Source organism: Saccharospirillum impatiens DSM 12546, from assembly GCF_000423605.1.
Lineage (GTDB): Bacteria > Pseudomonadota > Gammaproteobacteria > Pseudomonadales > Natronospirillaceae > Saccharospirillum > Saccharospirillum impatiens.
In genome coordinates, this window is the sequence record NZ_AUIH01000035.1 from 14,865 (window position 1) to 30,443 (window position 15,579).

Genomic DNA, 15,579 nt, shown 5'->3' on the forward strand with positions numbered 1-15,579 from the left:
GGCAGTCTTACGGGTGAGGCGAACGGTGTCACCGATGTGGCGGATCGGGGCTTTGGTCCCGGTTCTGCTGGTGGCATTTGGCCTGGCCCTAACCCGCTATTCCCAGTTCGATCTCCGCTTTCAGGATGTTGTCTCACTGGTATTGGCATTTGACTCCGCCAATTTGAACCATCAGGTGCTGTTGTCGCTGCGTCTGCCACGTGCCCTGGCTGCAACCTTTGTCGGTGCGGCGCTGGCTGTCGCTGGACTGATCATGCAGGGCATGACCCGAAACCCCCTGGCATCGCCGTCGGTGTTTGGTGTCAGCGCTGGAGCGGCGCTGGCGTTCGCCATATCCGCCACAGAGTTGATCGCCTGGGTAGCTGTCCTGCCTCTGTTGCTGGTGAACTTTTGCGGCGCGAGCCTGGCTGGCCTGCTGGTCTTCTTTCTCGGTGGTTTGCACCGCACCCCCATCCACCCCGTTCGAGTGGTGTTGGCCGGGGTCGCTTTGAATTTCCTGTTTCTCTCCATGACCCGGGGCGCGGTTATTCTGGCCGATGAAAATGCCTATGGTGTTTTTCACTGGCTGACCGGCAGTCTGGGCAACGTCACCTTCGCGGATGTCCGCCTCGTCGCACCCTGGACTGCACTGGGTCTCGCGGGTGCACTGTGGCTCGGCCAGCCGCTGAATTTGTTGCGTTTGGGCGAGGAACGCATGCAGAACCTGGGCGGCGGATTGCGTCAGGTGCGTTGGCTGGGCAGCCTGGTGGTGGTACTGCTGGTCGCTGCGGCGGTCAGTGTCGCTGGCCCTATCGGTTTTGTCGGTCTTATGGTTCCGCACGTCGCCCGCGCCCTGATCGGCACCGATTATCGATTGCTGGTACCCGCCTGTGCCTTGCTCGGTGCGATTCTGTTACTGGTGTCCGATACTCTGGCCCGTGGTCTGCGTTTTCCAAACGACAGTCCTGTGGGCATTTTAACCACCTTGCTCGGCGCTGGCTTTTTCCTGTTCCTCGCGCGACGGAGAATTCTGGAGGCCGGGACATGACTCGTTGGTTGCCGATGTCCGTTACGTTGATGGTGGTTCTCGTCCTGTTCTCGGCCTGGCATTTGGGGTTTGGGGCGGTGAAAATCTCGCCACCGGACCTGTGGCGGACACTGATGCATCAGCAGCCGGAATACGAATTCATTCTTTATGGCTATCGTATGCCTCGACTGGTCATTGCCGCGCTGGTCGGTGCGGCACTGGCGTTGTCTGGTTTACTGGTGCAGGGGGTAGTGCGCAATCCGCTCGCATCGCCCGACATTCTGGGCGTGACCGGTGGCGCCAGCCTGGCGGTGGTCGGCTTCTCCATTGCGTGGACCGGCGCGCCGGTCGCCTGGGTCCCGATTGTTGCCCTTGCGGGTGGATTTGCCAGCCTCGGATGCCTGCTTTGGCTGGCGCGGCCGGTGCTGAATCAGCCGGCTTCTCTGGCCTTGGTTGGCGTGGCTCTGTCGGCTCTGTTTGCGGCGGCCATCGATTTCCTGCTGACCTTGTATCCCCTGGAAATTAATTCATCCCTGATCTGGCTAACCGGATCCGTCTGGGGACGCAACTGGTCGCATCTGCCCCTGATCGTCCCCTGGCTCATAATTCTGATTCCCGTCGCCGCCTTGCTCGCTTACCGGTTGGACTTACTGAATTTGGGCGACGCCACCGCCACCAGTCTGGGCACGCGCGTCAGCGGGCTGCGTCTGCTGGCCCTGCTGACGGCCGTGGCGCTGGCCAGTGCGTCGGTCTCAGTGTGTGGCGCCATCAGTTTTGTGGGCCTGGTGGCGCCACACATGGCCCGCTTTCTGGTCGGACACCGGCATCTGCCGTTGATTCCGGTCTGTCTGCTGCTGGGCGCCATTCTGATGGTCAGCGCCGATCTGTTCGCCCGCGTTCTGATGCCACCCATCGAGTTGCCAGCCGGCATTGTAACGGCCTTTATTGGTGCGCCCTATTTCGTATTTCTGATCACCCGCTACAAACATTGGTGACCGCTATGACCCTGACTCCCGCTTTCCATATTCAAGATCTGACCGTCGGCTATGACCAGCACGTCATTATCGACCGTTTGACGCTCAGCCTCGGCAAAGGTCGGTTGACGGCGCTCGTCGGCCCGAATGGCTGTGGCAAGTCCACCCTGCTGAAAAGCCTGGCTCACCTTTTGAAACCGCAAAATGGACTGGTCGAACTGGAGGACGGTGCCACCCTGGCCGAATTGAACACCAAGGCCATCGCGCGTCGCATCGCCCTGTTGCCGCAGACGCCGCTGGTACCGGAAGGCATTCGGGTGTTCGATTTGGTCGCCTACGGCCGAGCGCCTCATCTTAACGCCTTCGGGCAACTCAAGGACCGCGATCGTGAGCGGGTCCGCCAGGCGATGGCCCGGGTTGATGTAACCGAACTGGCAGCCCGGCCAGTGACCCAGCTTTCCGGTGGTCAGCGCCAGCGAGTGTGGATGGCGATGATCCTGGCGCAGGACACCGACATCGTGCTGCTCGACGAACCCACCACCTATCTGGATATGGCGCACCAATACGACCTGTTAGAACTGGTGCGACAACTCATCGACGACGGACGCACCGTGATCACCGTGCTGCACGATCTGAACCAGGCTTGCCGCTTCGCGGATGAACTGGTGGTCATGAAAGCCGGCCGGATAATGGCCCAGGGGAACCCCGAGGTGGTGATGTCCGAATCCTTGCTGGCCGAGGTGTTCGGCCTGGACGCACGCATTGTACCGGACCCGGAAAGCGGAACGCCCTTGTGCGTGCCGCGCGTAAAACCGTCTGTGTCGACTCACACGAACCCGGATGAGCGGGACACACCGAAGCGCAGATTAAAAGCCGATCTGGCGGCCATCGCTGTCTGATGACGGACGATCACCCAACGCATTAAATCGACCCGCCGTGAATGAAATGCAGGTCCGGGCGGGGGTGGCAGAGGAAATCCGCATGCGAAATGTTGTAGCCATAGGCGCCGGCCAATGGCAGGACTAACAGGTCGCCGCGTCGGGGTTCGGTCATGCGCACGCCCCGTGCCATGACATCCTTGGGGGTGCACAACTGACCGACGACAGTGACCCGGCGTTCGCTCCCGCCGCGCCCCGGGTCTGCGGGTAAATGCACCACAGGATGATCGTGCTCCTGGGCAGCTGGCAGTCGGAAGTGGTGGGTGCCGCCGCGACAGACGGCGAATTCTTCGCCGTGGTTGTGCTTCAGGTCGATGATTTGCATCAGGTAATAGCCACAGTAGGCGGTGATGAAACGCCCCGGTTCAAAACGGACCCGGGGCGGGTTGGACAACCAGGCCAAGCGCTGATGCAGGTGCTGGCACAGGGCTGGCCAGTTGAACTGATCCGGACCGAGGTAGTTCACCCCCATGCCGCCGCCCACATTGAGTTGAGTGATCGTTGCCGGGTGTTCGGCCAGCGCCTGCCAAATAGGCCATTTATCGAGCAAGCCGTCGAGCAATGGCTGGTGGCGGTGAAGGTCGGTCTGGTGCGACATGGCGTGGACATGGAAACCGCCGAGTTCGAGGTGTTCGCTGCCCTCCACCCGCTTGACGGCCTCTGCCAGCTGTCTTTCTTCAATGCCGAACGGCGTGGGTTGCCCTGCCATAGACAATCGGCTCGACAGCGTCTGCGGCAGTACCGGGTTCACCCGAAGCAAAACACGTTGGGTTATCCCGGCTTCAGCCGCTAGCGTGTTCAGTCGACGAATTTCATCCAGGCTTTCCAGATGCACCCGCTCGACGCCAGCTGTAATCGCCAGTCGCAGTTCGCTGTCCAGCTTGCCCGGACCAGACAGAACACAGGCGTTAGTCAGATCGCTCCCGATTACCTTCTGAACCTCGCCACCGGATGACAAGTCGAAACCGTCGACCCAGGGCGCCAGCGTATTCAGGATTGACGCCTCGCTGTTGGCCTTGATGGCATAGAAGAGTTCAACGCCCTCGGGCAGATGAGAGCGCAACCAGCGGACACGCTGCACAAGAGCATCCAGGTCATAGACGAAAGCAGAGACAGGGTCGTCCGCATTATCGGCCAGTCGGCGACAGAAGGACTGGATGACGGTGGGTACCCGGTTTGGGTCGTGATGGATCATTGGGCTCTCCTCATACTGCCGGGTCCAGCTGTTCCGCCAAGGCGTGCCGGGCGTCCTCGGCATGGGCCCGGTGGATCGGGTTCGCCGTCATCACATAGTCGGCCATTCGATCGGCGTGTTTGCGAAAGCGCACTAACAGGTTGGCCTTGCTGGGTAAGTAGGCGGATTTCAGCAACGCCCGTATACGCTTTTGGCCGGCCGGCAGGCGGACACTCATTTCGTCCAGGTAGTCTGCCACGGCTCGCCAGAGGCTGCGCTCGAGCAATTCATCGCCGTCGCTGATGTAGAATACGGCCTGGGCCAGGGTGTTCAGTAGCAGGCAATAACAGACCCGATTCCAACCCTGATCGGCATCGTAATGAACACGGCGCACGGCGTGCGTCGACAAATCGGCGAGTTCCGATGCCGGCCAGAGTTCTGCCAGCAACTTGGTGCCTTCCAGGTCGCGATAATAGTAGTGCACCGGCAAATGATGTTTTAGACCGATCACACTGTTTTGCAGGTGGGGCTCAAGCACAACGCCGTGTTCGAAATACATGCGCAGCACTGGCTCGATCATGATGTCGAGTAAGGCGTTGAACCATAACAGGGCGGCATTGAAGTAGCCGGTTTTCAATACCCTGCTGGCCGCTTTGATCTCCTCTCGAATAAGGGGCGGGCCATCCGGTTGCGGCGCGAACAGAGCCCCTGCCATTACCGGGCGATGGCCTAAATGCTCATCACGGAAAGGATTGTCGCGGGCAATGAACGAGAACCCCTCAACCCATTCGCAGGCAACATCGTCCGCCGGTTTCAGGCTTTGATAGGCCGGTTCGTACAGCATTGTAAAACCCAGGCTTTGCAGCGATTGCGCCAACGGTCGCACCACTGTGCTGAGCGTAACTGCCGTATCCAGTTCATAGATGGCGTTTTTGCGCACGCAGTTGGTTAGCCGAACGTTAAGCGACCCCTTGACGATGTAGTCCAGTTCTGGGCTATAGCAACTGCGCAACGAGGAGGTGGCATAAAGCGACCGTCCAGCCTGGCCGTGATCCTGCAGCAGTCCTCGCCGCAACCAACGCCGTACCTCGGGTTGTGCCGTCAGATAGCGCGCCTGCCAGGGGTGTACCGGTAACAGGGCACGCCCCTCGTTTACTTCGAGATCGGGCATCCATTGGTCGCGTATGAAGGTCTGCAAGTCAATGTCGCCACGCGCGCCGTAAACCTCTATTGGTACCGAAAAACATCGCCACTGGAAGCGGGCGCGGTGCTCGGGGGAATAGTCGAGCAGTTCCTGTTCGCTCATGCCCTGACGCGACTTGGGCGTGGGGTGATAGCGGTGTCCCACCGTCATGGACTGTTCGCCAACAATGAACGCGTCGATCACTCCATCCGGCAGCCTCCGGGGGCGATCCTTAAGGCTAAGAATCTGATTCTGGACGACACGGCTGCAGCGAATTTGCTCCAGCAGCTCGGCGCAGTCTTGCTCGCATTCCAAGTGACACAGTTCGGTCAGCAACAACACTGCCAGCCGATCGAGATCGAGTTCCGGGCCGTTTGGAGTGAGGGAGGGAAGACGAAGGTAGTGATAATTGGCGGTGACAGACACCGAATGAACCAAAAAGTACAACGAGCATCCCTGAGTCGTCAGCGACAAAGTCGCCACAAACCCGTGCATGAGTGTAGGGGTGAACGATAGCCACTGGTTCGGCAAAGCCACTTCCCTGAGATAGCAATTGAGCAAGGCTTCAATGGACAGAATGTCCGCCTGAGTGTGATGTCTCACCATCGGAAAGGTCCCCTTGTCCGAAAAGAGCGGTCACCGTAATGTAAATGATAACTATTATCAATTGTTTGGCTTGAATCATGGGGTGAATTGTTTGAACCGTGAAGCGCATCACGCAGGAAAGGCATTGAAGCCAAGCCGGTGGAAGATTGATAGGGCAATCAACGGAGCGTCAACAGCCCTGAGACGCCACCATGGGTCTGTTGGCGACAGAAAGATGAAATGAGTAAGAGCTACTGAAAACTACTGGATATTCCAAAAGGATATTCCAACTTATTCCAAAGTTGGTGAGTAATGCCAGGTAACCTAAAAAGAGGTACTGACCAGAGGCGGACTGCACTGCCGGGAGCAGGGAAGGGCAGTGTAGGACGGCGAAGCCGCTTGGAGGGGGGTCGCCATGGAGGGCGATTATCCATCGAACCATGGGTAAAGAGCGGCTCGATTCTATTATAGCCACGCACAAAAAAGCCCGGCGTAAGCCAGGCTCTTCTGCTAAATCTTGATGGTGCCCAGAGGCGGAATCGAACCACCGACACGGGGATTTTCAGTCCCCTGCTCTACCGACTGAGCTATCTGGGCATGTTCGTGGTGCTCGGCGTGCCGTGCGTCTCGAACGAGGCGTATTAAACGAATTTTCCGTTTTGGCGTCAACCTTTTTTGGTTTAAATCTTTGATTTTTTTAAAGATTCCCGGGTTTTGGCTAAATTATGAACAGCCCGGTGTGCACTGGCTGCGGCTCACTCTGGCACGTAACCTTCTGCCTGGTCATAGTCTTGCCCGCTGAGGAATCGGTCCATCTGCTCCATCAGGTATTTGCGCGCAGCCGGGTCTGTCATGGTGAGGTGTTTTTCGTTGATCAGGCGCGTTTGGTGGGCTTGCCACTCTTCCCAGGCTTGTTTGGAGACGTTGTCGAAGATGTCCTGGCCTTTGGGGCCGGGATAAGGAGGCTTGTCGAGGCCTTCCAGTTCCCGGTCATATTTGCGGCAATGTACCGTGCGAGTCATGAATCTGTCCTTCGTTTGGGGTTCGTCTGGTGGTGTTGGCCCGCGTCGGTTACCGGTGATACCTCTGAAGGGTCGGCGTAAACCCGTCCATGGGGCCTAGGCCGCAACATCCATGTTGCGGACTCCCCCTTAGAGGCATCACCGGCATCCGCCGCTCGTATCGTGCTAATTCTGAAACCTAAATTAGAACAACTGACTTAGCAACGCCTTCACCGGGGCACTGAGGCCAACCTGACTGGCAATACCGGGATGGTACCAGAGGCCTGCATCACTCGCAGCCTCGCGCACGGTATTTGGCACGCGGGGCAGTGTTACGAACAGCGGGTGAATGTTCAGGTGGTAATGGCTGAACGTGTGGCGAAAGGGTGTCCAGTCTTCCGGTTCTGACTCCAGGCCGGTGAGCGCCAGGTGTTGCTCGGCCTGATCCCGGCTCTCGAACTGGGGAAAGCTGTGTAAGCCGCCCCAGATGCCACTTTGGGGTCGTTTTTCCAGGTAGATGTCACCGTTTGGCGCTCTCAGGATCAACAGCCAGGTGTCCCGGGTGGGTTTGTCTTTCTTTGGCTTTTTTGCGGGCAGTTCGGCCGTGCGGCCCTGCTGGTAGGCTTTGCATTCCGGTTGCAGCGGGCAGGTAGCGCATGTCGGTTTGCTGCGGGTGCAGACCATAGCGCCCAGGTCCATCATTACCTGGTTGAAGTCGGTGACGCGTTCTTTGGGGGTTAGGTGTTCGGCCCACTCCCATAGCTGCTTCAGGTTGGCGGTGGTGGCGGGCCAGCCTTCCAGTGCGAAGAACCGGCTTAGCACCCGCTTGACGTTGCCATCGAGTATGGGGGCATAGGTGCCCCGGCTCAGGCTCAGGATGGCACCTGCGGTGGAGCGGCCAATGCCGGGCAAGTCGCTGACGCCTTCGACGGTTTCCGGGAAGACACCGTTGTGCTGCTCTACCAGCTGTTGTGCCGCCTTGTGCAGGTTGCGGGCGCGGGCGTAGTAGCCCAGGCCGGTCCAGTGATGCAGGACTTCGTCTTGCGGGGCATCGGCCAGGGCTTCTACGGTCGCAAAGCGTTCCATGAAGCGTTCAAAGTACGGGATGACGGTTGCCACCTGCGTTTGCTGCAACATGATCTCGGAAATCCAGACCCGGTAGGGCGTTTTGGCCTGTTGCCACGGCAATGTTTTGCGACCGTGGTGGTCATACCAGTCAAGAACCTGGTGTTGAAACCAGCTCGCGTCGCAATGCATCTATCCACTCCAGGTTACTGCGTAAAAGGGTCAGGTCGGTGTTCAGCGGGGTGGTCCAGTCGGGCGCGCTGTTGAGGCTGAGGCCGGGCCAGTCTCCGTTGAGTACCCCAAAGCCGTACGATTGTTCGGGCTCACCGTCTATCTGGATGATCCAGTCGCCGTCTGTAAGCGCCCATTGTTGGTTCGATGGTTCAAGCGCCAGCGTTGCGGCACTGAGGTTGTGACTGCGCTGCTGGCTGTTTTCAGTGACGCCGATCAACAGTTTGGGTGCTTGCCAATGCCAGTCGGTGGCGCTTGCAGTGACTTCGCCTTGCAGCGTGGCGGTGATGTCCGATGGCTGGGTGCCGACGGTTTCCTCGCGGTATGAGACCGCCGATAGGCCGGACAATTGTCCGTTGCGGAGCTTGAGGAACTGGCCCCGGGTTCCCAGCCGGTGCGTTGTGTTGGGTTCACGGCCACTGAAAGCCAGCGCCGAATCCAGTTCGGCAAACACCCAGCCGTCGCCGCTGTAGCGTAGAGCTTCCAAGCCACCCGCCCATTCCAGACCCTTGGGGAAAGCATTGCCGAGGGGCTGCCGGACGCTATGCCAGGATAAAAAGTCGATGGCCAGTTGGTCGCTGTCGATTCGGGCTTCACGCCATTGGCCGCTGGCGATACCGGGCCATGGGCCGGAGGTTAACCTGGCACTGAACTCGGCATCACTGAGCCGTACGCCCTCGTTGTGCCATTGAAGGATGGCCTGTGCGGTGCTGCTGGCCCTAAGGTCGTTGTGCGCCCATTGGGTGGTGATCTGGCTGTTGTAGCGGTCGCTGCTGCCGCGACGTTCGAAAGCGGCTTCTATTTGAGTGATTTCCAGGTCACCAATAACCAGGTTGCCACCGTTTAGCATTAGCCTCTGGGGAGCCAGGGCGTCGAGCAGGCGGGTGAAACCGGGCAAGGCGTCCGCAGTACCCGGGCTCTGGCTGAACCAGAAACCGTTGGTGATCTGAATGTCGCGGATCTGAGGCTGGCCGATCAGCACCGACACTGGATTGAGATTGACCTGAACACGGGATGCGACCCAGTCGTTGTGCTCGGTGCTGTAGGCGACATCGGTCCATACGCGACTGAAACCCTGGTTCTGGCTGGTGCCGAAAGCTCCTGCATCCAGTTCAAACCCGGCGTCGTTCAGTTGCTGTAAAAGCCAGGGTTCCGGTGCCCAGCTGAGCACACGCGCACCGATGAAAATCAGCATTAACGCAAAAACGCCGGCGAAGCCCAAGGCCAGCCGGCGTGTCAGGGGGTGAGTCATTTGTGTATCAGTCTTCCAGCATGTCCAGATTACGCACCGCGCCTTTGTCGGCACTGGTTGCCAGCAAGGCATAGGCCTTCAATGCGCCGGTGACCTTACGCTTGCGCGGCTCAGCGGGCTTCCAGGCCTGTGCGCCCCGGTTGGCCATGTCGGCGCGGCGTTCTGCCAGAACGGCATCGGATACGTCCACATTGATCGATCGGTTGGGGATGTCGATGACAATATCGTCGCCGTCTTGAATCAGGGCAATGGCGCCACCGGCTGCGGCTTCAGGTGAAGCATGGCCGATAGACAAACCACTGGTACCGCCTGAAAAACGTCCGTCAGTCAGCAACGCGCACTCTTTGCCCAGGCCTTTTGATTTGAGGTAGCTGGTCGGGTACAACATTTCTTGCATGCCCGGGCCACCTTTGGGGCCTTCGTAACGGATGATCACGACATCGCCTGCCTTGATCTGATCATCAAGAATACCGGCCACGGCGGAATCCTGGCTTTCAAAGATGCGGGCTTTGCCGCGGAACGTCAGAATGCTTTCATCGACGCCTGCGGTTTTGACCACGCAACCATCTTCGGCGATGTTGCCATAGAGCACGGCGAGGCCGCCTTCCTGGCTGTAGGCGTTTTCTGCACTGCGAATGCAGCCATTCTGGCGGTCGCCATCGAGCGTTGGCCAGCGGGTCGATTGGCTGAAAGCTTCCTGGGTGGGTATGCCTGCCGGGCCCGCGCGGAAGAATTGCTTAACCGCTGAGTCATCGGTGCGCATGATGTCCCATTGGTTGAGGGCATCGGCCAGGGTTTTGGAGTGTATGGTGGGCAGCTCCGAGTGCAGCAAACCCGCCCGGTCTAGCTCGCCGAGAATGCCGTAGACACCGCCGGCCCGGTGCACATCTTCCATGTGGTAATTCGGGTTGTTCGGCGCCACTTTGCACAGTTGGGGAATCTGACGCGACAGCCGGTCTATGTCTGTGAGCGAGAAGTCGATTTCGCCTTCCTGCGCAGCGGCCAGCAGGTGCAAGATGGTGTTGGTTGAACCGCCCATGGCGATGTCGAGCGCCATGGCGTTTTCGAACGCCTGAAAGTTGGCGACGTTACGGGGCAATACCGAGTCGTCATTGCCTTCGTAGTAGCGCTTGGCGATGTCGACGATGCGGTGGCCGGCTTCTTCAAACAGACGACGACGGTCGGAGTGTGTGGCCAGGGTGCTGCCGTTACCGGGCAGTGAGAGGCCAATGGCTTCGGTCAGGCAGTTCATGGAGTTGGCGGTGAACATGCCGGAGCAGGAGCCGCACGTCGGGCAGGCGCTACGCTCGTATTCGGCGACGGTTTCGTCATCGGCGCTGTCGTCAGCGGCGATGACCATGGCGTCGACCAGATCCAGACCGTGATCGGCTAGTTTGGTCTTTCCGGCTTCCATCGGGCCGCCAGAGACAAAGATGACGGGGATGTTCAGCCGCATGGCCGCGTTCAGCATTCCCGGGGTGATTTTGTCGCAGTTGGAAATACACACCAGGGCATCGGCGCAGTGGGCGTTGACCATGTATTCGACTGAATCGGAGATGATTTCGCGTGAGGGCAGGCTGTACAGCATGCCGTCGTGGCCCATGGCGATACCGTCATCGACCGCGATGGTGTTGAATTCTTTGGCGACGCCGCCGGCTTTCTCGATTTCCCGCGCGACCAGTTGCCCCATATCTTTCAGGTGAACATGGCCTGGTACGAACTGGGTGAAACTGTTGGCGACGGCAATAATGGGCTTCTGAAAATCGTCGTCTTTCATGCCGGTGGCACGCCACAGGGCGCGGGCGCCCGCCATGTTACGACCGGCGGTAGTGGTTCTGGAACGATACTCGGGCATGGGTAAATCCTGTTGTTTGTGAGGCGATGCGACTTGGCATCTAGCCGCTTTTCAGCGTTTTCCCAGTGGCTGTCAGTTAGCTCAGCGGTTTATTGTTCCCCCGCCGGTGGCATGAGTCTGTGTTGACCGCCGGGTAGGCTCATCCGGGGTCGGCGTAGATCCGTCCATGGAGCCTAGACCGCAGCATCCCTGCTGCGGACTCCCCCGGATGAGCCCACCCGGCAGCCACCACTGTATATGTGGCTATTTGCTATTCATGCGATTGTAACCAAAGGAGCGGTTGTGGACAGTGCAATATTGCCAATGGATTGTTGCGAAAGCGGCACCCGGCCGAAACCGGGTGGATAGGGAGGGATATCGACTGGTCAGTCGTAATAGTGACAGGCCACCTGATGCGTACCCTGGGCAAACACCAGCTCTGGTTTTTGCTCGGCGCATTTGGCGTCGGCTTTCGGGCAGCGGGTGCGGAACACGCAGCCTGAGGGCGGGTTGATCGGGCTGGGCAGGTCGCCCTCGATCAGGATCACTTCCTTATTGCGCTCGATTTTCGGGTCTGGAATCGGGACCGCTGAAATCAGCGCCTGGGTGTAGGGATGGCGTGGCTGCCGGTAGATATCGGCGGCGTCGGCCACTTCCATGACATTACCCAGGTACAGCACCATGATGCGGGTCGAGATGTGTTTGACCACGCTCAGGTCGTGGGCGATGAAGATCAGCGATAACCCCATTTTCTTTTGCAGCGACATCAGCAGGTTGATGACCTGCGCCTGAATCGATACATCCAGAGCGGAGACCGGTTCGTCGCAAATGATCAGTTTCGGTTTGAGAATCAGCGCCCGTGCAATGCCAATACGCTGGCACTGACCGCCAGAGAATTCATGCGGGTAGCGGTTAATCTGGTTGGGCAACAAACCGACGGTTTTCATCATGTCGGCCACGCGCTCTTTTACTTCGGCCTTGCCCAGTTCCGGGTAGTGGGTTTGTAAGGGTTCGGCGATGATTTGGCCGATGGTCATGCGCGGGTTCAATGACGCCAGCGGGTCCTGAAAGATCATCTGGATGTCTTTGCGATGATTGCGCATGGCCTTGTCTTTCAGCGGTGCCAGGTCCTGACCCAGCCAGACGACTTCACCGCCTTCAACCGGCAGCATGCGGATGATCGCGCGCGCCAGGGTTGATTTGCCACAACCGGACTCGCCGACTACGCCCAGCGTTTCGCCTTCATACAAGTCAAAACTGACGCCGTTGACGGCTTTCAGTTTGCTCGGTTTGGTCCAGGGCATCGCCCCTTTCGGGAAGATGTCGAAATAGACTTTGAGGTCACGCACCGACAACAGCTTTTTGGGCGAATCGTCCGTGGCAATGGTGTTTGGGGCGTCAGCTTGGGTGTGCTCGGTCATACCAGGGCCTCCGGATCGGCGTGGCAGGCGCGTTCACGCTGCAGGCTGTTGTTGGTGGTGAGGGCCGGTTCCTCGGTAATGCAGCGATCATGGGCATAACTGCATCGTGGCTGGAACGGACAGCCTTGCGGCAACTTGAGCATGTTGGGCGGGTTGCCGGGAATGGTCAGCAACTCTTCGCCATCCTGGTCGAGCCTCGGGATAGCGCGCAACAGACCCTTGGTGTACGGATGGCTCGGGTTCTCGAACAGGGCTTCGGTGCTGCCGTATTCCATGACCCGACCGCCATACATCACCAGTGTATTTTCGCAGGACCCGGCGACCACACCCAGGTCGTGGGTGATCAGAATAATGGCGGTGTTGAACTCGCCTTGCAGGTCTTTGAGCAATTTCATGATTTGCGCCTGAACGGTGACGTCCAGTGCCGTGGTCGGTTCATCGGCGATCAGTAATTGAGGGCGCAGCAGCAGCGACATGGCGATCATGACGCGCTGGCGCATGCCGCCGGAGAATTCGTGCGGATACATGTGAATGCGGTTGCGCGCTTCGGGAATGCGTACCGCATCGAGCATTTTGATCGATTCTTCGAGTGCATCACGGCGCGACATTCCCTTGTGATGCATCAGCACTTCGGTCATCTGGTTACTGACTTTCATGAACGGGTTCAGTGAGGTCATCGGATCCTGAAAGATCATGCCGATTTTATCGGCGCGAATGCGGTTCATCCCCTGTTCGGGCAGGTTCAGAATTTCAACACCGTCGAATTTGACGCTGCCACTGGAGTGGCCGTTGCGAGCAAGTAGGCCCATGATGGAAAAAGCGGTTTGGCTTTTGCCAGAACCGGATTCCCCTACAATGGCCAGGGTTTCGCCCTTGGCCAGATCGAAACTGACACCGTTGACGGCGTTAACCTGACCGTCGAGCGTGTCGAAGCTGACGCCCAGGTCGTTGACTGATAATAAATTCATGATTCAGTGGCTCCTGTGTCTCAACGGTCTTTCGGGTCTAGCGCATCGCGCAGGCCGTCACCGACAAAGAAAAAGCTTAAGAGGGTGGCGATGAAGAAACCGAGTGGGAACATCAGTTGCCAGAGCGTGCCGTAGCGCATTGTACCGGCGCCGTCATTGATCAGTGCGCCCCAGGAGGTTTGTGGCTCTTGCACACCCAGGCCCAGGAAGGAAATGAACGATTCGGTCAGAATCATCTGGGGAACCAGCAGGGTGGCGTAAACAATAACCACGCCTAACAGGTTGGGTACAACATGGCGCAGAACAATTTTGAAAGGCCTCACCCCGGAGGCAACGGCAGCCTCAATGTATTCCTTGTTTTTGATCGACAGGGTCTGGCCGCGGACGATCCGTGCCATTTCCAGCCAGGAAATAGCGCCAATGCCAATGAAGATCAGCAGTATGGAACGACCGAACATCACCAGCAGCAGTATCAGGAATAGCATGTAAGGAATGGACATCAGGATGTCGACCGTGCGCATCATGATGCTGTCGATCCGGCCGCCGAAGTAACCGGCTGTGGCTCCGTAAAGCGTTCCGATAACCACGGCAATCAGTGCACCAATGGTGCCGACCAGCAGGGAAATCTGGCTGCCCTGTACGGTTCGGGCGAACAGGTCCCGACCCAGATCATCAACACCGAAATAATGCCCGTTTTCAATGGAAGGCTGTCCAGCGCTGGCAGCGTTGCCCATCAATCCCCAGTCGATGTCCGAATAGTGCCAGGCGGCGACAAACGGACCGATGGCGGCAAACAGTACGATCAGCAGCAGGCCTACGAGGCCAGCCATGGCGGCCTTGTTGCGGGAAAAACGATGCATGGCATCGCGCCAGAGGCTGCGACCCACGGGGGTCTCGTTGCCGAGGTTTTCGGCCAGGTCTTCTACGTTGGTTTTCTTGTGCGTCAGCATGATGGTGAACCTTAGTAACGAATCTTGGGGTCAATCCAGGCGTAAAGAATATCGACCAGCATGTTGAAAACGATGGTCAGGGTGCCGAGCAGAATGGTGAACCCCATGATGACGGCGTAATCCCGGTTAAGGGCGCCGTTAATGAAGTGCACGCCGATGCCCCCGGTGGTGAAGTAGGAGTCAATGATGACCGAGCCTGTGATCATGCCCACGAAAGCCGGGCCGAGATAAGACACAACGGGCAACATGGCCGGCTTCAGGGCATGGCGCCAGACGATGTATCTGAACGGCAAGCCTTTGGCGCGTGCGGTGCGAATGTAATTGGAGTTCAGAACTTCCAGCATGCTGGACCGGGTGATGCGGGCAATGCTGGCCAGGAAGCTGGTACCCAGTGCTATGGCGGGCAAAATAATGTACTCGATCTGGCCACCTTGCCAGCCGCCTCCGGGCAACCAACCGAGCCAGAGAACAAAGATAAGGACCAGTATCGGCGCCATGACAAAGTTGGGCAGTACCTGGCCGACAATGGCAATGCTGACGGCTGTGTAGTCAGCGGCGGTATTGTGTTTGAGTGCAGCGATGACCCCCAGGGCTACGCCGATGGTGACGGCGAAGACAAAGGCCCAGAAACCATAGGTCAGAGTGACTGGAAAACCACTTTCGATCAAATCCAGAACGGTTCTGTCCTGGTACCGGAACGAAGGGCCAAAATCGAAATCGGTCACGATGTTCCAGATGTAGATCCCCAGTTGCTGGTAGACCGGTTTGTCGAGATTGTATTTGGCTTCAATGTTTTCCATTACCGCCTGAGGTATTGGGCGTTCAGAAGTGAACGGGCCACCGGGGGCGGAAAACATCAAAAAAAACGAAATAGAGACCAGAATGAGCAGGGTCGGTATCGCGACAGCGATCCGGCGGAGCACAAAATTGAACATAGTGAAGTTGCCTGCAAAATGATGACCGGCGATTCTACCCAACCTGAAGGACAAGCCGGAAC

13 protein-coding genes and 1 tRNA gene are annotated in these 15,579 nt (G+C 58.3%); 3 read left to right on the forward strand and 11 right to left on the reverse strand.

Features of this window, described 5'->3' with window-relative positions; all coding sequences use genetic code 11:
* Positions 1-34: 34 nt before the first annotated feature.
* From G565_RS0115190 to G565_RS24390, 3 genes are read left to right on the forward strand one after another with little or no spacing between them, the layout of a single operon-like run.
* The gene (locus G565_RS0115190; protein ID WP_084649416.1) at positions 35-1,027 is read left to right on the forward strand and encodes a FecCD family ABC transporter permease; all 993 of its coding nucleotides are present in this window, start codon (positions 35-37) and stop codon (positions 1,025-1,027) included.
* Positions 1,024-2,001 (forward strand): FecCD family ABC transporter permease, encoded by a 978-nt coding sequence (locus G565_RS0115195; protein WP_028671664.1) that lies wholly within the window; start codon positions 1,024-1,026, stop codon positions 1,999-2,001. The genes G565_RS0115190 and G565_RS0115195 overlap by 4 nt, the downstream gene beginning before the upstream one ends.
* 5 nt (positions 2,002-2,006) lie before the next feature.
* The gene (locus tag G565_RS24390; protein WP_051208018.1) at positions 2,007-2,879 is read left to right on the forward strand and encodes an ATP-binding cassette domain-containing protein; all 873 of its coding nucleotides are present in this window, start codon (positions 2,007-2,009) and stop codon (positions 2,877-2,879) included.
* 22 nt (positions 2,880-2,901) lie between these two features.
* Here the strand turns inward: G565_RS24390 and G565_RS0115205 are convergent, their stop codons facing one another.
* The 11 genes from G565_RS0115205 to oppB all read right to left on the reverse strand — a co-directional run bounded on the left by G565_RS0115205 (position 2,902) and on the right by oppB (position 15,517).
* Positions 2,902-4,113, reverse strand: a complete 1,212-nt coding sequence (locus G565_RS0115205) for a type III PLP-dependent enzyme (protein ID WP_028671665.1) — start codon at positions 4,111-4,113, stop codon at positions 2,902-2,904.
* A 10-nt stretch (positions 4,114-4,123) separates the two neighbouring features.
* Positions 4,124-5,881, reverse strand: coding sequence for an IucA/IucC family protein (locus G565_RS0115210; RefSeq protein ID WP_028671666.1), 1,758 nt, complete (start codon positions 5,879-5,881; stop codon positions 4,124-4,126).
* A 500-nt stretch (positions 5,882-6,381) separates the two neighbouring features.
* Positions 6,382-6,457 (reverse strand) — tRNA-Phe (locus G565_RS0115215).
* 158 nt (positions 6,458-6,615) lie between these two features.
* Positions 6,616-6,882: an oxidative damage protection protein gene (locus tag G565_RS0115220; protein ID WP_028671667.1), complete on the reverse strand. Its 267-nt coding sequence runs from the start codon at positions 6,880-6,882 to the stop codon at positions 6,616-6,618.
* Between the two features lie 183 nt (positions 6,883-7,065).
* Positions 7,066-8,118: an A/G-specific adenine glycosylase gene (gene mutY / locus G565_RS0115225; protein ID WP_028671668.1), complete on the reverse strand. Its 1,053-nt coding sequence runs from the start codon at positions 8,116-8,118 to the stop codon at positions 7,066-7,068.
* Complete coding sequence (locus tag G565_RS0115230; protein ID WP_028671669.1) at positions 8,078-9,409, reverse strand: hypothetical protein; 1,332 nt, start codon at positions 9,407-9,409, stop codon at positions 8,078-8,080. The genes mutY and G565_RS0115230 overlap by 41 nt, the downstream gene beginning before the upstream one ends.
* 7 nt (positions 9,410-9,416) lie before the next feature.
* The gene (gene ilvD / locus G565_RS0115235) at positions 9,417-11,264 is read right to left on the reverse strand and encodes a dihydroxy-acid dehydratase (RefSeq protein WP_028671670.1); all 1,848 of its coding nucleotides are present in this window, start codon (positions 11,262-11,264) and stop codon (positions 9,417-9,419) included.
* Between the two features lie 365 nt (positions 11,265-11,629).
* A complete protein-coding gene (oppF, locus tag G565_RS0115240; protein WP_051208021.1) occupies positions 11,630-12,664 on the reverse strand; it encodes a murein tripeptide/oligopeptide ABC transporter ATP binding protein OppF in 1,035 nt (344 codons plus the stop codon).
* Positions 12,661-13,632: an oligopeptide/dipeptide ABC transporter ATP-binding protein gene (locus G565_RS0115245; protein ID WP_037339617.1), complete on the reverse strand. Its 972-nt coding sequence runs from the start codon at positions 13,630-13,632 to the stop codon at positions 12,661-12,663. The genes oppF and G565_RS0115245 overlap by 4 nt, the downstream gene beginning before the upstream one ends.
* A gap of 20 nt (positions 13,633-13,652) precedes the next feature.
* Positions 13,653-14,582 carry an ABC transporter permease subunit gene (locus tag G565_RS0115250; RefSeq protein ID WP_028671673.1) on the reverse strand — a complete coding sequence of 310 codons (930 nt, stop codon included), beginning with the start codon at positions 14,580-14,582 and terminating at the stop codon, positions 13,653-13,655.
* Positions 14,583-14,593: 11 nt separating this feature from the next.
* Positions 14,594-15,517: an oligopeptide ABC transporter permease OppB gene (oppB, locus tag G565_RS0115255; protein ID WP_028671674.1), complete on the reverse strand. Its 924-nt coding sequence runs from the start codon at positions 15,515-15,517 to the stop codon at positions 14,594-14,596.
* Between the last annotated feature and the right edge of the window lie 62 nt (positions 15,518-15,579).